At 62.8% G+C, this 20,405-nt stretch carries 14 protein-coding genes; 11 read left to right on the top strand and 3 right to left on the bottom strand.

Features of this window, described 5'->3' with window-relative positions; genetic code table 11:
• Position 1: 1 nt before the first annotated feature.
• Genes EN861_RS18065 through EN861_RS18050 form a run of 4 tightly spaced genes read left to right on the top strand, consistent with a single transcriptional unit; the run spans position 2 to position 3,078 of the window.
• Positions 2-451, top strand: coding sequence for a hypothetical protein (locus tag EN861_RS18065; RefSeq protein ID WP_135864748.1), 450 nt, complete (start codon positions 2-4; stop codon positions 449-451).
• 12 nt (positions 452-463) lie between these two features.
• Positions 464-949, top strand: a complete 486-nt coding sequence (locus EN861_RS18060; protein WP_135864746.1) for a hypothetical protein — start codon at positions 464-466, stop codon at positions 947-949.
• Between the two features lie 3 nt (positions 950-952).
• On the top strand, positions 953-2,044 hold the full coding sequence (locus EN861_RS18055) for a DUF2169 domain-containing protein (RefSeq protein ID WP_135864735.1): 1,092 nt from the start codon (positions 953-955) through the stop codon (positions 2,042-2,044).
• Positions 2,032-3,078 carry a hypothetical protein gene (locus EN861_RS18050; protein WP_135864734.1) on the top strand — a complete coding sequence of 349 codons (1,047 nt, stop codon included), beginning with the start codon at positions 2,032-2,034 and terminating at the stop codon, positions 3,076-3,078. The genes EN861_RS18055 and EN861_RS18050 overlap by 13 nt, the downstream gene beginning before the upstream one ends.
• Positions 3,079-3,112: 34 nt before the next feature.
• On the opposite strand, the gene EN861_RS18045 is transcribed toward EN861_RS18050, so the two are convergent.
• The 3 genes from EN861_RS18045 to tssI are packed head-to-tail and all read right to left on the bottom strand — an operon-like array spanning position 3,113 to position 7,046.
• Positions 3,113-4,246, bottom strand: a complete 1,134-nt coding sequence (locus EN861_RS18045) for a hypothetical protein (RefSeq protein ID WP_135928193.1) — start codon at positions 4,244-4,246, stop codon at positions 3,113-3,115.
• A 39-nt stretch (positions 4,247-4,285) separates the two neighbouring features.
• Positions 4,286-4,711, bottom strand: coding sequence for a DUF6484 domain-containing protein (locus EN861_RS18040; protein WP_135864730.1), 426 nt, complete (start codon positions 4,709-4,711; stop codon positions 4,286-4,288).
• 7 nt (positions 4,712-4,718) lie between these two features.
• The gene (gene tssI / locus EN861_RS18035; RefSeq protein WP_135864728.1) at positions 4,719-7,046 is read right to left on the bottom strand and encodes a type VI secretion system tip protein TssI/VgrG; all 2,328 of its coding nucleotides are present in this window, start codon (positions 7,044-7,046) and stop codon (positions 4,719-4,721) included.
• A gap of 248 nt (positions 7,047-7,294) precedes the next feature.
• On the opposite strand from tssI, the gene tagH reads away from it, so the two are divergent.
• From tagH to EN861_RS18000, 7 genes are all read left to right on the top strand, one after another.
• Entirely contained in the window at positions 7,295-8,359 is a 1,065-nt protein-coding gene (gene tagH / locus EN861_RS18030; RefSeq protein WP_135864726.1) for a type VI secretion system-associated FHA domain protein TagH, read from the top strand.
• Positions 8,360-8,651: 292 nt separating this feature from the next.
• Positions 8,652-10,166 (top strand): type VI secretion system protein TssL, long form, encoded by a 1,515-nt coding sequence (gene tssL, locus EN861_RS18025; RefSeq protein WP_135864724.1) that lies wholly within the window; start codon positions 8,652-8,654, stop codon positions 10,164-10,166.
• Positions 10,166-13,696: a type VI secretion system membrane subunit TssM gene (tssM, locus tag EN861_RS18020; protein WP_189343668.1), complete on the top strand. Its 3,531-nt coding sequence runs from the start codon at positions 10,166-10,168 to the stop codon at positions 13,694-13,696. Before tssL ends, tssM begins: the two co-directional genes overlap by 1 nt.
• Positions 13,697-13,831: 135 nt before the next feature.
• Positions 13,832-14,611, top strand: coding sequence for a protein phosphatase 2C domain-containing protein (locus tag EN861_RS18015; RefSeq protein WP_135864720.1), 780 nt, complete (start codon positions 13,832-13,834; stop codon positions 14,609-14,611).
• Positions 14,608-17,304, top strand: a complete 2,697-nt coding sequence (locus tag EN861_RS18010) for a serine/threonine-protein kinase (protein ID WP_135864717.1) — start codon at positions 14,608-14,610, stop codon at positions 17,302-17,304. Before EN861_RS18015 ends, EN861_RS18010 begins: the two co-directional genes overlap by 4 nt.
• A 12-nt stretch (positions 17,305-17,316) precedes the next feature.
• Positions 17,317-17,817: a DUF1036 domain-containing protein gene (locus EN861_RS18005; protein WP_189343667.1), complete on the top strand. Its 501-nt coding sequence runs from the start codon at positions 17,317-17,319 to the stop codon at positions 17,815-17,817.
• Complete coding sequence (locus tag EN861_RS18000; RefSeq protein ID WP_135864715.1) at positions 17,814-20,243, top strand: M23 family metallopeptidase; 2,430 nt, start codon at positions 17,814-17,816, stop codon at positions 20,241-20,243. Before EN861_RS18005 ends, EN861_RS18000 begins: the two co-directional genes overlap by 4 nt.
• Positions 20,244-20,405: the final 162 nt, after the last annotated feature.

The raw sequence follows: 20,405 nt of genomic DNA, 5'->3' as shown, positions 1-20,405 counted from the left end.
GATGAGCGCAGCGGGTTTTGCCGGTCTCGACGCTGACTATACGGCGATAATCGATGCATGGACCGCCGAGCTCCACGCCGTCATGCCCGCGATCGAGGCATGGTGGGGCGCACTGCAGCAACGCCTGAATGCCTCCGGTGAGAACGTAGCCAATCTGCATTGGCCCGCCGGGCTGGTGGCCCATCCACGGGTTCTGGCGATCTACCGCAAGCACTACTTCAAGGTTCACGGCCTGAACCTTAAACGGTACGCTCAGCAAACTGAGGATGACGACGAGGACGATGAATCGAACTGGGGCGAGGATGGCGACGAACACAGCGCCAGTGGCCCCGTGCCGCCCAATCTGCTGCTGGTCGAAATGATGTCCGAATACGACACAGAACTATTCAAGCACTTCAAGTACTTCGTCTATGTCCCGATTGGCGAGGATCCATCTCTCGAAATATGCTGAGGCTAAAGGAAGATGGCAATTCGTATTGCCCATAGTGTCGAACTCGGCCTGAGCCGACTTCTCAATGCACCCGGGGACGTTGTCGGTCCCGATCATGGAATCCGCCTTTCGCGCCGCGAGGCCTCTGCCGCATATAGGCCCCTATTCAAGGCCTACCTCGCTGACTTGGCGGAGACGTTCGACGTGGCCTCCGAAATCTGGGAAGCTGGCCTCGACGAACTGGTCGATGGCGGCCTGACCGTCAATCAGGCGATCACGGCCCAGTTGGATTACGCAGCGGCCGGCCCGGCGAATCATCCGGCGGTCGTATGGCTCGTGCGGGAATACTGGCTGCGATGCGTTGCGGTGGGAGAAACATTGCCCGCGGCCGACCGCATAGCGCCCGAGGTGTTCCTGCTGCAATGGGTCGCCGATGAAGGCCACAAGGAATATTTAGAACTACTGACAGCCATGCCCTACTGGCCTATCGGGCTTGATGAAAACGACCGGTGGTGCTGAGCGATGGCCTTCGATGTCTGGCTGGAAAACAGGACCCCCTTCGCCACCGCGACCCACGTCCAATTGAATGCCGACGGCCAAGAGACGCTGGTTGTGATGTTGTCGGCAAGTTTCGCGGCAACTGGTGAGGGAAAGGAATTCCAGCCAGCGACCGAACAGATGCCTGTGACCTTTGGCGATGAGCCTTTTGGCAATCCGTCCCTTTCATCGATCCGTTACGAAGCGGATATCGCTCCCATCAAGCCTGGCGCCGAGGTGATCGTGAATGGCGCCGCGCACGCGCCGAATGGCAAGCCGGTACGAGAGATGCAGGTCGGCCTGCGTGTAGGCAGCTCTATCCGCAAGGTCCTGCAGGTGGTCGGGGACCGGATCTACGACTCCGGCCGCTACAGCGCGCCAGCACCGTTCCGGACCATGCCGATTGTCTATGAGCGCGCCTATGGCGGCACTTTGGAAGACTTGCGCACGGACCAGCGCAACCCAGTCGGCGTGGGGTTTCATAACGCCCGGTCTGCAGATCCTGCGGTCAGAACCGAGGCGCCCAACGTCATGTATCCGGGCGAGGCACAGGCCCGACCTGGGGAATCCCTGAGGCCAGCGGGATTTGGGACGATTGGCCGGGGCTGGCGACCGCGGCTGGCTTTCGCCGGAACCTATGACAAGGCTTGGCTCGAAACCCAATGGCCGCTCGCTCCTAAAGACTTCGACACGCGGCATTATATGTGCGCCCCAGCCGACCAGCAGTTGGCGGGCATCGGTGACGGCGAGGATATCACGGTGATCGGCATGACGGCTTCGGGCAGGTGGGATTTCCGCGTGCCGCGCATTACCGCCCCGCTGCGGCTCATTTATGACGATCGTGTAGAGGAAAACGCGTTCAAGCCTGACACCGTGCTCATCGAGCCTGACCTCAAACGCGTGACCCTCAAGGCTCGCCTGGCAGTGGTGATCCGGCGCAATGTGCCGGCGCTGCGGGAAATCGCCTTCGGCCACATTTCTCCCGTTTGGATCAATGCGCGCCGCAAACGAAAACTCTATCTCAATCTTCTAGGCGGCGACGGAACCCTGCGCGATCGCCCGGCGTGGCAGCCTTGAAGCGCCCGCTCTATATCTCGGTCGGTGGCGCGGTCACGCCTGCTGGATTGAACGCGCGACAGACCACCTCAGCCATTCGCGCAAACCTGTCTGCATTTCAGGAAGTGCCTCTTTCAGAGCCGTTTCCCGCCACACAGATCGTGGCACGCATTCCAGCCAAGGCTGGCCTGCGACGCAACGAGGGGATATGGCTCGCCAGCATGGGTGCCCGCGCTCTCAAGGAGGCGATGCTTGGCGACAAGGCAACGCCGGACCAGACCGCTGTCCTGCTCGCGTTGCCGGAGAGTTTTCGCGACCATCCGGCGTATGAAAATGTCGAGCGGGAGCGCCTTTTGGATGTCATTTTCGAGCGATGCGGCCTTCGCTTCAATGCCGGCTCGCGCGCATTTGACGGCGGTGCCGCAGCCAGCGCCGGACTGCTCGACTATGCCGGCGACATGCTGGAATCCGGGACCGTCGCGCAGGTGCTACTCGGCGGTGTGGACAGCCTCGTTAACGGGACCGACGTTGCGCGCTTGATGCGAGCCAATCGCCTGAAATCCGAAAACAATGCTCAAGGGGCAGTCCCTGGTGAGGGCGCTGCCTTCGTGCGCCTGACGCGGGCGCCGGGGAGCGGCCCGGCTGCCATGATTTGCGGGGTGGGCCTGGCGCAAGAGATTGACAGCGTTCTTTCCGAACGCCAGAGTCAGGGCCATGCGATGGTGGCTTCGCTGCTTGCTGCCTTCAGCAGATCCGGGCTCAAGGAATCCGATATCGAGTTCCTCGTCAGCAATGGAAACGGGGAACGGTACAGCGGGCTCGAACAACTAGTCGGTCGCGCGCGCTTTTACCGCACGCACCGCGAGATATTCCCGACAGCCTACCCGGCGATGACGGTCGGCGACATTGGAGCCGCTAGCGCGGCACTTGTTCTGATGCTGGCGGCCGATAGTTTCATAAGCGGTTACGCGCCGGGCCGCGTCGCGGCCTGCGAGCTCGCGTCCGAGGGTGGCAACCGGTCGGCGATCGCGCTTACCAGCGTCCGCCAACGCTGAACAGAAGGGAACACGGCCCCCTCGGCGAAGGCGATCACATCCAGGCCGGGAACTTTCGCGTCATGCGCCAGTTTGCCAGCGGCGCCTCGGGCGTGGCGATTGCCACACGCAACGCATCCAGCCTGAGCCTGCGCATCGAATGGAAAAGCGTGTGGTTGCGCCTGCCCGGTCCCTCGTCCCACCATGCGGCAACGCGATCGGCGACAGGCAAGGGACTGTCGGTCAGAGATTCAAACGCCTTCCCCAAATCGGACGGGTCTATCGTGAACAGGTCGGTGTCGTTGAAGTCCACATCGAACAGATCGCGCATCGCCAGCCCTGCGGCAAAGACAAGTTCCGGCTCGCGCATCTTCTCGATCAGCCAGGGCATTACCGACGGATCGCCAAACAGGCCGATCGACGCCGTTGCCGGCACGCGCAGCAGGGGCTGGCCAAGGCGCGTCTGCAGCCAGGCTTTCGCGGCCTTGGGCGGCGTCGTCAGCATGCGTATCTCGATCGCCGCTTCCGCCTGATCCGTCTCCGTCAGCACGATCTTGTCGATCACTGGGTGCGCAGACCGCGCCTCGCCAAGCAGGCAAGCGGCGAAGGCGGCCGCAAGACGTTCTTTCGCCGTCTTGCCATCAAGACCGCCCAGGACTGTCGGAAGCAGGTCGCGCCGCCCGAGCCCACCGGCGAGCCGGATGGCGCGCCGGCGCACGTTCGCGTCGGAATGACTGGCCAGAGCATGCAGGCGCGGTCCCGGATCGACGCGATGATGCCAGAGAGCAGACAGCCCAAGGCAGCGTAGTCGTGCATCGCTTGTGTCCAGCCATTTCACCACGAGCGGTCGCAGATTTTCGCGCGGCGTGCGCGCAATCGCGGCGGAAAGGCTCGACAAACCAGGCTCGCCCAGGCGCGCCGCAGCGTTGATCGCGACCTCTGTCAGGTCGGTGTCGCCCCAACGCAATGCCAATACGCCAAGCACGAAAAGTTCACCCGGCTCGGCGTAGTCCGCGAATCTAGCCTGAGCAGCTTCCCAGCCAGCTTTACCGGCAGCCATGAGCCCTTCAAGATTGGCTTCGAGACGCTGATCGATACGGCCGATACCCGTCGCATCGAGGACGGGACCATCGATCTCCCGGCGACGGCGAAGCCACAGGAAAGCCGCATCCTCGGCGTGCTGATCCACGATGGCAGCGATGGTTGCAACGCGGTGCACGGCAGCGCCTCAGTTGAGATGCACGGCCCCGCCGCGGATACGGTTGGTCCCACTCGCCTGGCTTGTCAACTGGCTACCGCGAATGGTCACACGACCATCCTTCTCCAGAATGATTGATGCCAGGCCGCAACGCAGTTCTATCCGCTCTTCGCCCGTGATGACGACACGATCGCCTTCGCGGACCACTTGCAACTCCCTGTTCTTGTGAGCCGGATCGACGATGCGCCCAACGACCAGCGGTCGTGTCGGGTCGCCCTCCTCGAACAGCAGGGCCAGTTCCGAGCCGATCGCGGAAACGCCCAGTTCCGTCAGGCTGCGCGCCGCAATCGCCGTATCGCGCGGATTGCCGACGAAGACCACCAGTGGCGCTCCACCTTCGAAGCCAATGAGCAGGCCGATAACGACGCCGTCGATGCGATCCAGCACTTCCATGATGACGCCCTCAATTGTTGTTGATGGTGCTTCCCTTGACGATCACTTCGCCGTCGGCCTTGACGGTGATCCTCCCGCTGCCCTTGAGCATAATATCCTTCCCGTCAGCGACGATGGTGCCGTCCTTTTTCATCGTAATCGACGCTGAGCCGCATTTGATGGTGATCGAGTCGCCCGCTTCGATCGTCAGATTCTTGCCAACCTTGATTGAACTGTCTTGGGCAATGTCGATACCGCTGCTCTTCCCGACCTTGAGAGCATGCCCCCCGCCGACATCGGTTCCATCATCCGCCCCGATCTTGGCTGTTCGTGCCTTGCCTATCTGGGACGACTGAGCCCCTCCGACGGAAAAACTCTGATCGGCGCCAACATTGACGGTTTGGGCCGCCCCGATATTCCAGCTGTCGGCTGCAGCGATATCATGGCTCTGATTGGTACCCACACTGACGGATCGGCTTATGCCAATCGTGTTCGTCTGCGCCGCGCCGACGCTCCGTGTCTCGGTGGCGCCCACGGTGTCGATGCGCGCCGCGCCCACTGTCACCGTCTGTACCAGCCCGACCGTCTGCGAATGGTTGGAGCCGATTGTTTCCGACGAATTGGCACCGACATGAATGGCCTCATTGGCGCCGACCGTCAGCGAACGGTTGGCGGCCACCGTCTCCGTGTCGTTGCTGCCGATATTGGTCGTTTGATTGACGCCAACCTTCACCGTCTTGTTGTTGCCGACATCCTCGTCGAGGTTGTGTCCGACGGAGTGCTTGGCGTCGTGGTCGATGCGGTCGGACTGGTCGTGATGGACCGTCTTGTTGCGGTCGTGCTTGATCAGCAAATGGTGGTCCTTCTGCGCCTGGAAATTGACCAGCTCGGAGCCGGCCTTGTCCTCGAACATCAGCTCGTTGTAGCCGCCGCCACCCTTTGACGAGTTGGACTTCCAGCCCGATTGCGTCGCATAGGCCGGCAGTGCGTAGGGCGGCATCTCAGCGGCGTTGTAGACGCGGCCGGTGATGATCGGCAGGTCAGGGTCGCCCTCGATGAAATCGACTATGACCTCCTGGCCGATACGCGGGATCTGGATGAAGCCCCAGCCGCTGCCAGCCCAAGTCTGCGACACTCGCACGAAACAGGAGCTGTTCTGATCCTTCTTGCCGAGCCGGTCCCAATGGAACTGCACCTTCACCCGCGCATATTTGTCGGTGAAGATTTCCTCGCCCGACGGGCCGACGACAGTCGCTGTCTGCGGACCGCGCATGACCGGTCGCGGTGTGATCCGCGGCGGCCGGTAGGGCAATTTGGCGGGCGCAACGCCCAGCACCACCTTGAAGTTCTCGCTGTGGGCTTCGTTCTGGGTCCGGTAGCCCGGATCGAACAGCCGGTATTCGGCGCTGATCACCAGATAGTCCTGGTTCTGGTCGTCGCGCGGAAAACTTTCGAGGGTGAACTTGCAGCCAGAAAAAAGGCCGCGCACGGTGCCCACCGCCGTACTGTGCTGGTGCACCGCCTGGAGTTCCTCGCGCCGGATACCCGCAATCTTATCGCCCCGCCCAACATCGAGATGCGCGCCGGGCTGGCGATAGTTCTCGCCCGAAGCTTCCTTGTGGCTGAAGGGCTGGGCCGATTTCGCCATCAGATCGGCGCCAGGCTTCTCGAAATCATAGTCGGTATGGACATAGGCGCCTGGTCGCACCGCGCTGCCTGGGATCCATTCGGTGATGTATTCAACGTCGCGCCGCGAGCCGTGGCCTTCGAAATTAAAGAGCACCTTCTCGTAGCCTGGCGCCGGCTTCAGCTTGCTAATCGCATCGCACAGCACCAGCGTGTGCTTGCCCTCGTCGTGCTCGAAGAAATAGAAGATGCCTTCGTGCTCGAGCAGCCGCTGCACGAAATCGAGATCGCTCTCATCGTACTGCACGCAATATTCGCGCGAGGGATAAGACCCCTGCAGCCGCTTCTCGAATTTGGCGATGCCGTACTTCGAGAATATCTTTTCAATGATCTCGACCGCTGTCATGTTCTGGAAAATACGGCAGTCGGTGGTGTTGCCGAGGAACCAGAGCCATGGCCTGACAGTTGCCTCGTAGAACGCCAGCCGGTCCTCGATGCGGTTTAGCTTGAAATCCGACACCAGGCCGCTGAACCAGCGCTTTGGATTGGATTCACCTTCGACTGAAACGATGCCGCCCAGCATCTTCAGCGGATCAACGTCCCGGCTCTTGCTGACGAACCCGACGATATAGGCAAAGCTTCGGCTGATCTCGTCACGGCCGACAAGATGGGTAAAGGTCAGCACATCGGCGCCAACCGGGGTCTGCACAACCGTGGCACGTTCGTTCGGCATGGGTCGTGCCCCTCCTGGACGCGGCCGCCAGTGTGATGGATTGAAGACCCCGCATGCGTAAACTGCATCACGTTCGGGAAGTTTTCGAATTCACCGCATCGGACCGTTGCGAGCCTAGCATATGTTTGATGGAGGCCAAACAGAAGCAATGGCTAAACCGTGGCATGCATTCATGTGAAGGGCACCTGTGCCACTGCGCTGGCAAGATGCTAGAATGTCTAGGATTTCAGGGTTGCCAGTGGCGTCGAATGTTCATTTCGCTCCAGATCAGCAATGTTGACAGACTGCCGCCAGGCATCGCGACGAGCTATGCCGCCCGCGACCGCAGCTTCGAAATCGGGCGCGAAAATTGCGACTGGACACTTTCCGACCCCGACAAGTTCATCTCGGGCCGGCATTGCGAAGTCCACTATCAGGCGGGCTCGTTCTGGCTTCATGACGTCTCGCGCAACGGCACTTTCGTGAACGGCTCCCGCCAGCGCATGAATGCGCCGCATCGGCTGGCCCAAGGCGACCGGCTGCTGATCGGCCCTTATGTCGTCGCCGTTTCGGTCGACGAAGAGCGCGTCGTCACCGGTCATCCCCAAGCCAGGACCGGTTCGACGCAACGCGAGTTGCCGCCCTCGACGGGAACGCCGCTGGAACTCGGCAGCGCACTGTTCCACAAGCCGGCGGAGGCAACGCCGGTGTCAACGTCTTCAGTGCTGCAGTCCAGCCCCGCTGTCCCGGCCAGGCAGCCAGGGGAAGCGGACGAGATACTGCGCGATATCGCCAGGGCGGCCGGCTTATCGCCTGAGTTGTTGCAGTCGCGCGACCCGAATGACGTCGCTGCCGAGATCGGTGCGGTGTTGAGAACCACGGTTGAGCAACTGTCCTTGCTGCTCAAGGCGCGCGCGGCGGCCAAGGTGCTCGCCAAAAGCGCGCACCGCACGATGATCGGCGCCGACGACAACAACCCACTGAAATTCGTGCCGGGCACCGACGACATACTCGAGATCATGTTTGCCAAGCGCCGGGCCGGCTATCTCGACGCCAGGCATAGCATCGAGGATGCGTTCCGCGACCTGAAGACCCACGAAATCGCGACCTACGCCGCCATGCAGGCCGCGCTCTCGAGGCTACTCGACGACCTGTCGCCGGAGGTGATCGCCAAAAGAATCCCGCCTGCGTCCTTTTCATCCAGGAAAAGCCAAGCCTGGGATGCGCTGGTCGCAACGTGGCGGACGATGGAGGACAAGCACGAAAACGGTATGCTGGACGTCTTCCTCGCCTATTTCGCCGAAGCCTACGCGAAGGCTGGCAAGCAGAAATAGCCGCGCTCGGCAAATGTCGTCAGCAACGCTCTTACGGGCTGTGTGAGGGACCCCGTGGAAGAAGCCGCTTCCTTGATCATCCTGCTTTCCGATTTCAATCGGCTTCTGGTGCGACTAGGATAGCGCATGGGTGCTTGCCTGCTGGCAAAGCGGCGTGGCTTGGGGCGTGTGCAGGAATGTCATGTTTCGGCAAGATAAGTCTTTCCATCCGGCTCGCTGTTGATACCCTGCCTGGTAGGCGCCTCTCATCCCACCTGGAATATCCCCATAGCACCTCGACGGTGGTGCGCCGATGAGCTCGAAGGACGATCCCTCTGAGCCGCCGGACAAAACCGTCATCCGCGCGCCACGGCCAAGGCAAAAGCCGCGCGTGGCTCCCGATAGTTCCGCTGCTCCATCACCCGCCAGGGAATCGACGGTGTTCGACCCGGGCCTCGGCCGACAAATGCCCCCCGGCTGGTCGTCCGGAACCATGGTCTTTCAGGGGGCCAGCCACGGAGCTGAGCCCGCGGCGGCACCGGCGTTGCAGCAGGACGCCTTGCTCGACGCCACTGCTGGCGTGAAGTATGCCGCGACAAATCCTATCCTTGCCGCCGCAGCCCCCTTGCTCATGCTGTTCGGTCAGCTGCGGCTGATACCGGTCGAACGGCAGGCCGCAGCCTTGGCGGAGCATATCGCAGATGCCATCGAGACCTTCGACCATACCATTGCCAAAGCCGGTATTGGGGAAGAAGACGCACGGATCGCGAAATTTGCGCTTTGCGAAACCGCCGACGATCTCGTCGGCAACCTGCCCTGGCCGAACAAGGAAACCTGGCTTCAGCACAGTCTGGTGGTGCAGTTCTTCCACACACAACCGACAGGCACCGGCTTCTATGAAGCGCTGAACAACATCCTCGCCAAGCCTGAAGCGCATTACGACCTGCTCGAATTGATGCATGCCTGCCTGTCGCTGGGGTTCGAGGGCCAGTATCGGGGATTGTCCGGCGAACGGAACAAACTCGATCGCGTTCGGCGCGACGTCTACGACACGCTGCGCTATTTCAGGCCGCGCGCCGCTGAGGACATTTCGCCCCGGTGGCATGGCATGGCGGCGGCAATGGCCAGGCCAGGAGGGCGGCTGCCTCTGTCGGCGATCGCAGCCGCCGCCGCGACCTTGGTGACGGCGGCTTTTTTCGGGCTACGGATCCTGATCACCGATGAAGGCGATGCAACCGCCAGCGCGTTGCTGGCGCTCAATCCTTCCACCCCGGTCACCATTGAACGCGCCAGCGTGGCGACATCCGCCGAACCGGTGCAAGCCAACCCGCCGCCACCCGCTCCTCCACACACCACGCAGATCGACCGCATCCGTACTGCACTCGCCAAGGAGATCGCCGGCGGCGGACTGAGCGTCGGCACGAAGGGCGACTTCATCGTTGTCGCGATCAGCAACCAGCTTTTGTTCGTATCCGGCCAGGCCGAGTTGACGGCACAGTTCCAGCCCGTCGCGGGGGATATCGCCACGGCGCTCGATGCCGAAACGGGGCCTATCAAGATCGTCGGCCACACCGACAATGTGAAGCCGAAGAAGTCGAGCACGTTCAAGTCGAATTTCGATCTTTCCGTCGCGCGTGCAAAAGCGGTGCAGGCCATGATCGCCAAGCGATTGAAGGATCCATCGCGCCTGAGCATCGACGGCAAGGGCGAGGACGAGCCGATCGCTGATAACGCCACAGCGGAGGGCCGCGCCAAGAACCGCCGCGTCGACGTGATGATCCCGAAACAGGAAACCTTGCAGACCGACCCAGCGGGGAACGGCGACTGATGCGCTGGATGTCGCGGATTTTCAGCATGCTTGCCTTGGCCGGCTTCTCGGCCGTTGTCTGGTATGCCGGACCGCTGATCCGCTTCGCCGACACCCGCCCGCTCGGGTCCATCTGGCTCAGGGCGGCCATGATCGGCGCGACCGTGGCGGGGCTTGCGCTGTTCTACGGCGTTCGCTTCTGGCAAAGGCGCAAGGCGCAAAAGGTGCTCGAAACGGCCATTGTGTTCAGCGATGAGCGGAACGACGATGCCCAGGTGCTCGAAGTGCGAATGAGCGAAGCCATCGCGACGCTGAAACGGACGAGCGGCAAGCGCAATTTCCTCTACGATATTCCCTGGTATATCATCATCGGCCCGTCCGGCGCCGGAAAGACGACGGCGTTGGTCAATTCCGGGCTGACATTTCCGCTTGCGGGCTCCGGCAATGCCCAGCCGGTGGCTGGCGTCGGCGGCACACGGTCCTGCGACTGGTGGTTTACCGACGAGGCAGTGCTGATCGACACGGCCGGCCGCTATACGACGCAGGAATCGGACCGCGAGCGCGACAAGGCAAGCTGGCTCGCCTTCCTCGGATTGCTCAAGAAAAGCCGCGCCAGGCAACCGATCAACGGCGTGATCCTCGCCATCAGCCTCGCCGATCTCATCGGCCTCGACGACCAGCATATCGAGGCACATGTCACCGAGATAAGAAGCCGCCTGCGCGAATTGCACGAGACGCTGAAGATACAGTTTCCCGTCTATCTGCTTTTCACCAAGGCCGATCTCGTCTCCGGCTTCATGGACTATTTCGGTGAATTCGACGAAGCGCGCAGGCGCAAGGTGTGGGGCACGACGTTCCAGACCGTCGATCGCACAAGGAACATGGCCGGCGAGGCGCCGGCCGAATTCGACGGTCTGGCGAAGCGCTTGGCGGAAGAGGTCGTCGATCGCTTGCAGGAAGAGGCCGACCCGGTAGCGCGCATCGCCATCTTCGGCTTCCCGGCACAGTTCGGTGCCCTCAGGAACCGGATAACTCATTTCATCGCCAGCTTGTTCGATACCTCTCGATCGCATGTCAATGTCAGCCTACGGGGCCTCTATTTCTCCTCTGGTACTCAGGAAGGAACACCGTTCGATCAGGTGCTGGGCTCGATCGGCCGCAGCTTCGGCACCACCTCGCAAGCGCATCTTTCCGGCACAGGCAAGAGCTTCTTCCTGCACGATCTCCTGACCAAGGTGATCTTCCCGGAATCGGGCTGGGTATCCTTCGACCGGGCGGCCGAACGGCGCACTAGGCTCGCGAGACTTGGCGGCCTCGCCGCGATTGCGCTCGCGGCCTTGGCGGCTCTCGGCGTGCTTGGCCTCAGCTTCTTCGCCAACAAGTCACTCATCGCCTCCACCAGGCAGTCGATGGCACAATATCGCGACAGCGCGGATTCGCTGCTCAAGAGCACGACGGTGACCGACGTCGACCTGGAAAACGTCATCGGCCCGCTCGACCAGCTGCGCAACCTGCCGGCCGGCTTCGAGAACGGCGACCAGGCAAACCCGATCGAGGAGTCGTTCGGGCTTAGCCAGCACGAGAGGCTGCTGTCAGCCTCCAGAACTGCCTATCGGCAAGCCCTCGAGCGGACATTCCGCTCCCGGCTCCTGGTGCAGGCCGAGCGCACCATCCAGGCCAAGATGGCCGATCCGATCGCGCTCTATGAGCCGCTGAAGATCTACCTGATGCTGGGCGGCAAGGCCCCGAAGGTCGATGACGAGTTGATCGTTTCCTGGATGAGGCAGGATTGGGAAGAGAACCGCTATCCCGGCGAAAGCAACAGCGAGGGCCGCGCGCAGCTCGAAAAGCATCTGCGCGCCATGCTCGCGCTCGACGACGCCTACGATCCCGTCTTTGAACTCAACCAGCCGCTGATCGAAGCCGCGCAACGCTCGCTTGGGCGCATGAGCCTTGCCGACCGCGCTTCGGCGCTGATCAAGTCAGCGGTCTACGCCGCAAGGCTGGAAGACCTCTCCGTTGCAGCGAAAGCCGGCCCCGAGGCGCAGCTGCTGTTCGAACGCATGGACGGCAGCGATCTCGCCGATCTCAACGTTCCCGGACTTTACACGCGCGCCGGCTTCAACCGCTTCTTCCTGCCACAGCTTTCGCGCATCGCGCAACTGCTCGTCAACGACCGGTGGGTGCTCGGCGGAGGCGGCGAACAGGGCGGCATCGACCAGGACCTGCCCAAGCTCGGTCCAGAATTGATCGACCGCTACGGCGAGGAATTCTCCTCCGCATGGCACCGCGTACTCGACCAGCTGAAGTTCAAGGCGTTGCTCAAGGACAAGCCGCAATATCTCGCGCTTTCCGCCCTCGCCGCGCCGGACTCGCCTCTCGATCAGCTGTTCACGGCGATCGCCGATGAGACTGCATTGACGAAGCAGAACACCACGGCCGAGGGCGAGAGCAGCGCAGCCCAAGAGGACCCAGCCAGCATGGCCAAAGGTCTGGCACGCATCGGCCTGCAGATCGCCGGCGGCAAGTCGCAGAGCCGAGCCGGACTGGATTCGGCTGTCGCGCAGAATGCCGGCGCGGGCGTCGAGGCACAGTTTCGATCGTTCCAGGCCCTGGTTAGCGGCGTCAGTGGACGGCGGCCGCTCGATGCGTTGACGCGGAATTTCCGCGATATCTTTCAAAACCTCAAGCTTTCGGCCGATGTCCCTTCCCAGACCGAACGCGTCAACGCCAACCTGCAGTTGCAGATCTCCACGCTGCGCGCCAATGCCTCCCGCCTTCCGAAGCCGCTGGCGCGCATGGTCAACGCGGCAGCGGACGAGTTTGAAGGCAATGTCGCCGAAGCCTCGGTGGCCAACCTCAACCAGAACCTCGACCAGACGGTCACGCGAGCCTGCGAGGAGGCGGTCAACGGTCGCTATCCCTTCGCCAGTGACGGCACCGAAGATATCTCGATAGCGGATTTCGCCAAGCTCTTCGCGCCGGGCGGGCTGATGGACCGATTCTTCGCGCAGAACCTTGCGCCGCTGATCGACATGACCGGCCAGGAATGGACCTGGAGGCAGGATGTCCGCTCCAGCCGCGACCTGGCGAAGTCGACCTTGAGATCATTTCAGGCGGCCGCCGAGATCCGCAGCGCCTTCTTCCCTTCCGGCGGCTCGGTGCCGTCGGTTTCGATTACCGTCACGCCATTTTCGCTGAATAGCGACGCTAACAACGCGGTTCTCAACATCGACGGCCAGACCGTCCAGAGTAGCCAGGCGGGGAGCGCGCCAAGCACAGTGACCTGGCCAAACAGCACTGCCTCTGGTTCCGCCAGCCTCAGCCTGATGCCGGAAATGCCAGGCCGCGACTCCGCTCTCAAATTCGAAGGACCGTGGGCCTTTAGGCGTCTTTTGGACAAGGCGACCATCACCGCCAAAGGCGCCAACACCGAAGCCCGTTTCGTGATCGGCGGACGGGACGTCGCTTACACGATGCAGATCGGACCGGGGCCTAACCCCTTGCTGCTGCCGGCCCTGTCCGGCTTCAGCTGTCCGAAGGCGTTCTGACATGGCTGTGTTCCAGCGCACCGCCAGCCACAGCGCTCATTTCGGTACTCTAACGTATGCGCTTGTGGCAAAGTGGCTTGGGCACCCTGCCCATGCTTGGTCACAGAGGACGCTCGCGAAGCGCTTGGTGGCAAATTGAGCTCTGTCGCCCTTCCCATCGAAAGCTTCGGCGTGAGCCATCAGGGCTGCGTGCGCGACCACAATGAGGACAACTACCTGATAGAGCCGCAGACCGGCCTGTGGGTGGTGGCCGATGGCATGGGCGGCCACGAGGCCGGCGAGGTCGCGTCGGCCAGCATCGTCGATCATCTGGCGACGATCGGCATTGCGAGCTCGGCACCGGACCTTCGTGCGCGCTTCGAAGACCGGCTGAGCCGCGCCAATTCCGAGATCCGTAACATCTCGCGATCCCGCGGCATCACCATCGGCTCGACTTTCGCGGCTTTGCTTGCCATGGACGGACGGTTCGCTGGCCTGTGGGCCGGCGACAGCCGCATTTATCTGGTCCGCAACGGCGCGATCTTTCAGGTCTCAAAGGATCACACCGAGGTCCAGGAGTTGCTGGACCGCGGCATGATCAGCGCGGAGGAAGCGCTTACCTGGCCGCGCCGCCATGTCATCACCCATGCCGTCGGCGTCAGCGATGAACTCAAGATCGATTTCCAGCAGGGCGAGCTGATGCCGGGAGATGTTTTCGTCCTGAGCACCGACGGACTGACGGCACATGTCAGCGACGCCGAGATCGAAGCCGCGGTGAGATCCGCAACGCCCCAGGCGGCGTGCCGAAGCCTGCTGGAGACGGTGCTGGCGCGCGGCGGAATCGACAATGTGACCATCGTACTAGTGAAGATCGGCGGCGGGCGCAACGGTGCGCTCCATTCGGATCGGTCCGAAGCGGAGAGCCTGGCGAGATGAGCGACGACGACAAGACCCGGATATCGACGAACGACATCTATGCCGGCGTCGGCACACAGCTCAGCGGCATTTACGAACTCGACGAAAGGATAGCCTCCGGCGGCATGGGAGAAGTCTATCGCGGCCACAACATCCAAACCGGCGACCATGTGGCGATCAAGATCGTACTGCCAGAATTCGCCCGCGATCAGACGATCCTGTCGCTCTTCCGTAAGGAAGCGTCGATCCTCAATCATCTGTCGCATGACGCGGTGGTGCGCTATCACGTCTTCACCATCGATCCGAGGATCGGCCGCCCTTATCTCGCGATGGAGTTCGTGGACGGCCAGTCCCTGTTCGACGTGATGCGTCGCGGACCGATGCGGGGGGAAGACGTGCGGCGGCTTTGCCATCGCCTGGCATCGGGGCTCGCCGCGGTGCACCAGGCGGGCGCGGTTCACCGGGACCTGTCGCCGGACAACATCATCCTGCCTGGCGGGCGGGTGGAAAGCGCCAAGATCATCGATTTCGGCATCGCCCGGTCAGCGACCGCAGGTGGTGAAACGCTGATCGGCGGCAAGTTCGCCGGCAAATACAATTACGTTTCGCCCGAACAGCTCGGCCTCTACGGCGGCGAGGTCAGCGAGCAGTCCGATATCTATAGCCTTGGCCTGGTGCTCGCCGCCGCGCTGCGCGGGAAGCCTCTCGATATGAGCGGTACGCAGTACGAGGTGATCGAGAAACGCCGGACCGTGCCGGACCTGTCAGACATCGACCCCGATTTCCACGAGCTCGTCGGCGCGATGCTGCAGCCGGATCCGCGCGATCGGCCGGCCAGCATGGCCGACATCGCCAGGGAAACGCGTGGCGAGGATGTCGACGTGACGTCGCCGCCGGCATCGTATGGTCCGCGTGACCGCTCGGGCTTGCCGCGCGCCGGCTGGACGGCGCTGGCCGAGTCGGGGCCGCGGCCTTCGACGTCCGCAGGCGAAAAGCACTTTGTTGAACATGTGCGACCGGCGCATCTGTCACAACCACGGCCGGCGCCCGCGCCCGCGCCGGCCAGCAAGCCCATGCCGGCTTCGCCGCGAAAATCGTCGCGGATGCCGGCTGTCGCTGGCGGCCTTGTGACGCTGGCGGTCCTGTTGGGGGGCGGCGTTTACTTCAGTGGCATGCTGGCGCCACCGCCGGCCGAAAAGGAACTCAAGCCCTTGATACCGAAGCCGGTGGCCCAAACACCGCAAGCGGAAGCATCGAAACCTAAGCCACAATCACCGGTGCAGCCTCAGCCGGAGCCGTCAAAATCTGACAGCGCTGCCACCGTCGAAACGGTAAAGCCACCTGCCCTGCCGGATGTACAGATGAAGAGCGCAATGCCGGCTGGGAACCAGGCGGACGCGGCAGGCGAGCAGAAACCGGACCCTGCCAAGGCCGCCGAAACCCCGGTGCCGACCCCCAGGCCGGAGGTGCGGCAGGCAACAAAATCACAGCAGCCCGCAGAGCAGGAGACGGCAGCGCAGCCAATGACGACCGACAAGCAGGAGCCGCCAGTGTCGCCCAAAGGCAAGCCGGCGCCGACTACGGCTCAGCCCGAATTCACGGCCAACACCAATCAAGCACAAGTGCCGCCGGTCGAGATCAAGCCTGTCCAGACGCCGGCCGCGAGCCCGCCAACGTCAGTGCCGGTGCCAAAGGCTGAGGAGAGTGCGAACTCGTCAAAACCAGCCAGCGCGCCGCCGAAGGCAAGCCAGGTGGTGGCAGAGGGCAAGCCGGCACAGGAGGCAACCCCGCCGGCGACAAAACCAAGCGCAACCGACCTCGTCGACACGCTGTCCAAATTGGCCAAGCCGAACGCCTCCTCGCCTCCGATTGCGCAGAGCCCCGTGCCGGCGCAGCCGACCAGCCCGCCGGCTGAACAGCCGGCGACCCCGACCGCCAGCCAGCCGCCACCAACCGCGCCATCAGAGCCAACACAGACGGCGCAGGCGTCCCAACAACCGCAGTTGCCGGTAACCACACAGCCCGAAAATACCGAAGTCGCGATCAATGTGCCCAAGCCGGCGGTCCCGCCGGCGAAGGCGGTCGACGAGACGGCGCAACACGCCTCATGGGTGCGCGACTTCAGCGGCGGCGACTGCTTCTACGCGTCGCTGGCACCGGACAACGCCGGCGCAATCGAGGGCTTCGCAACCACCGTGCAGCCGTTTGAGCGGATGCTCAATGATTTTCGGTCGAGGTTCCATGTCGAGCCGGACATCAGCGTCCGTCTCATCGAGCAACCCCAGTGTGAAGTGACAAACTTCCTGCGCTTCATCGACCGGAACCGAGTGGAAAGTCCGCAGCTCGTTCTCGACCGGACATCGGTGCCTGATGGCGCGCCGATCAGCGGCACGCTGGTAACGCATGGCGGGCTGGTTTCCAACGTCATGCTGATCGACCACAGGGGCATCGCCTTCAACCTCGACGATCGCATCGTGGCACAAGCCGACAAGGCGACTTTCAACATCCCGATCGGTCTAGGCGCCGCCGACAAGGCGGCAGGCAAGGCCCTGCCGCAGATCATGCTGGTGATCACCGGACCGAAGGACATCCAGGCCGCGATGTTCTCGAGACCGACACCGGTCTCCGAGCTTTTGCCAAAGATCCTCGAGGAGATCGGCTCCGACGGCTCGCGGTTCTCCGCCAGCGCCAAATATTTCCGGCTCGGCGGATAGATATGAACGCCGATGGACCTTCGCCCCTCGCATTCATTTTGCCAGCCCTCGTCACGCACAAAGCGTAGTTGGTTTCGATTATTGCCGGACTTCTCCCACCGCCTGGCATTTTCCGCGCTGTTCGGCGCGGCGCTGCTCGTTGTCCTCTCGACCAGCAGGGCGCATGCCGAATTCACTGTCTGCAACCAGACGCTCGACGTAGTCAACCTCGCCGTCGGACAGAAGGTTGACAATGCCGATCAGACCGATGGCTGGTGGACCATCGGCGCCAACCATTGCGTGAACATCATCCGCGAGGAACTGGCCAACCGCTACATCTACCTCTACGCGACCGACGTGTTCGGCCACGCCATCCTCAACGGATCGACCGAGATGTGCGTTGATCGGCGCCGCTTCTCCATCCGTGGCATTGAGGAGTGCTGGCAGCGCGGTCACATCGCGGCGCGTTTCGTCGAGGTCGATACGCTGGAGCAGGTGCGCTGGACTTATTTCCTGACCGGAAACAGCCCGTGACGCACAGCATCGACAGGAGCTTCAAACAGAAGAAGCTGGCGCGCTTGGCCGAGCGCAGACGCAAACTCTGGCGCCACGTTCTTGCTGGCGTTGCAACGCTCACCGTCATCGCGATCGCCACCGGCTTCTATCTCACCAAGGACAACTGGTCGTTCGGCGACGAGGATGAGGAACTGCATCCCGTCGAAGGTATGGAAGACGTGCCGCCCGACGCCTCGGTCTATGTGCCGGCCATCATTGACCTTGCCGGTGACCCGATGTGGATCACGCTGGCGCCTGATGCGGACAGCGCCGCGAAGGGCCACACGGCTGCGCGCCCGGCCGAACTCGATAGTTCCGGGGCCTCGCCGCAGATCGAGATTCTGTCCGACGTGATGCTGAGCGCCAGCGAAAAGTTCATGACGACGATCCCGTCGACGCAGGAGGATTTTGCCTTCTTCCAGGCGCAGCGGCAGACTGCTCCGAAGTCCTCCGCTGCAGCACCAGACGATCAGCAACCGACCTCGCCCGCACCTGCGCCCAACGACCAACCGGGCGATCTGGCGAACGACCTGCAGGCGCCGCCGGATGCGGGCGATATCCCCGCCGGTTCGGCGCCCAAAGCCGACTCAGACGACCCCGAGGCCGGCTGGGGCGAGACCATCGACCAGGGAGAGGCAGCGCTCCCCGCCTTCAAGAGAACCGCTATCGAGAACAACACCACAGCCGCGACCGTCACCAGCGAATATCAGCGCTTCGCGGCGACAGAGGACACTTTCGTGAAAATCCTCAACGACCGCAGCCTGGAAAGCGTGGCGCTCGACGCGCATTTCTCCGAGGAGGACGCCAGGCTTGCGGGCGAGGCGCTGAAAGCGCTGTTCAAGCGCGATGGGCTCGAGGCCGGTTTTGTGGTCGCCATGCGAGGCTTCCGGCCGAACCGCGAGACGACGACGCTGTCGCTGATGCAGGTCTCGGTCTATGCAAGGAACGTCTATGTCGGTACGCTGACGCGCAACGCCGCGGACGCCTTCGTTTCAGGGGTCGACCCCTGGGTTCGCGAGGACCTCTTCAACTATTCCGGTGCCTCGGACCAGGGGGGGCCCAAGCGGCAGTACCGCCTGCTCGACGCAATCTACTCGACCGCGGCACGCAACAAGGTGCCGACCAGCGTGATCGGCGAAGCGATCACGTATCTGTCGAGGGGACAGGATCTCGACGCTTTCGCCAGCGAGGACCAGCGCCTGGTGCTGATCTACTCGCAGACTCCGCGCGGCCAAGGCGAGATATCCGGACGGGTGCTTTACGTCGGCGTCCTCGGTAAGGACAAGAACCTCGACTGCTTCGTCTATCAGCAAAGCGACGGCCAGTATGCCTGCGTGACGGGCGATGATCAGGTCCGTTCGCTGTCCATAGCCCACGGCATGGTCACGCCGGTCGCCGGGGTGATGACGTCGACCTTCGGCCCACGCAAGCATCCGATCCTCGGCACGGTTCGGATCCACAAGGGTGTCGACTGGGCGGCTCCGGTTGGGACGCCTGTCATGGCCTCTTTCGACGGCGAGATTTCGTTCCAGGGCGATGGCGGCAGCTATGGCAATCTGGTGAAGATCACGCATGCGAACGGCCGCGAGACGCGCTATGCGCATATGCAAAAATTCGCCATCGCCGGCGGTGTCGGTACCAAGGTGAAGGCTGGCGACGTCATCGGCTATATCGGCACTACAGGGCTTTCGACCGGCCCGCATCTGCATTTCGAGCTCTACGAGAACGGCGAGGCGATCGACCCGCTCGGGACAGTCACCGCAGTCGCCACCGCCGTTTCCGTCAGTTCCGGCGGGCCCGGCGATTCCGCGGTCGAGACGCTGACCGACCGGATCGTTCACGTCGAAAGCGGCGGCAGCGCCCGCGCCAAGAACCCCAACTCGTCGGCAACCGGCGCCGGCCAGTTCATCACCAAGACCTGGATCCGGATGATGAACACCTATCGTCCCGACCTTGCCCGATCGCTTTCGACCGCCGACCTGCTCGCGCTTCGCTATGACGCGACGCTGTCGCGCGAAATGGTGCGTAACCTGGCGCGCGAAGGGGAGGCCTATCTGCGCGCCCGCGGCCACCAGATCACCGCCGGGCGCCTGTATCTTTGCCATTTCCTCGGCATGGAGGGGGCGCACCAGGTGCTGGCGGCGCCGGGTTCGTCGCAATTGAGCGCCGTTCTGGGCGCAGCGGTGATCCAGGCCAACCCGTTCCTGACCGGCAAGACCGTCGGCTACGTCATCGAGTGGGCCGAGCGGAAAATGGGGCAGAAAGTGCCGCGCGTGGTGACCGATCAGACCCAGCCGGCGACAACCACGACCGAGGTCCGGCAGACGTCGCCGGAGTTCGAGAAGTACAAACAGGCGATAACCGCGCTGCTCAATTCAATCCAAGAGACGCTTGAGCCAGGTTAGTGACCGTCCCGGCTCAAAAGCGACACAACGATCGCCTGGTCGATCGGTTTTGACACTGGCGGCTGGTATGTCGGCAAATATTTGCAGAGGCCAGAGTGCACCCGGTGAACCTAAACTGTCGTCGGGGCGACATAAGCTGAGAGCCATTTTGGCCGAGGCGAC

It is taken from the genome of Mesorhizobium sp. M8A.F.Ca.ET.218.01.1.1 (assembly GCF_004791165.1).
Classification (GTDB): Bacteria; Pseudomonadota; Alphaproteobacteria; order Rhizobiales; family Rhizobiaceae; genus Mesorhizobium.
The sequence above is the reverse complement of the archived record's forward strand: the minus strand, read 5'-3'. Positions and strand labels throughout refer to the sequence as shown.

Coding starts and splice junctions, on each gene's coding strand:
- EN861_RS18005 (WP_189343667.1), top strand. CDS start 17,317: ATGGACCTTCGCCCCTCGCATTCATTTTGCCAGCCCTCGTCACGCACA.
- tssM (WP_189343668.1), top strand. CDS start 10,166: ATGCGCTGGATGTCGCGGATTTTCAGCATGCTTGCCTTGGCCGGCTTC.
- EN861_RS18010 (WP_135864717.1), top strand. CDS start 14,608: ATGAGCGACGACGACAAGACCCGGATATCGACGAACGACATCTATGCC.
- tssI (WP_135864728.1), bottom strand. CDS start 7,046: ATGCCGAACGAACGTGCCACGGTTGTGCAGACCCCGGTTGGCGCCGAT.
- EN861_RS18060 (WP_135864746.1), top strand. CDS start 464: ATGGCAATTCGTATTGCCCATAGTGTCGAACTCGGCCTGAGCCGACTT.
- EN861_RS18065 (WP_135864748.1), top strand. CDS start 2: ATGAGCGCAGCGGGTTTTGCCGGTCTCGACGCTGACTATACGGCGATA.
- EN861_RS18055 (WP_135864735.1), top strand. CDS start 953: ATGGCCTTCGATGTCTGGCTGGAAAACAGGACCCCCTTCGCCACCGCG.
- tssL (WP_135864724.1), top strand. CDS start 8,652: ATGAGCTCGAAGGACGATCCCTCTGAGCCGCCGGACAAAACCGTCATC.
- tagH (WP_135864726.1), top strand. CDS start 7,295: ATGTTCATTTCGCTCCAGATCAGCAATGTTGACAGACTGCCGCCAGGC.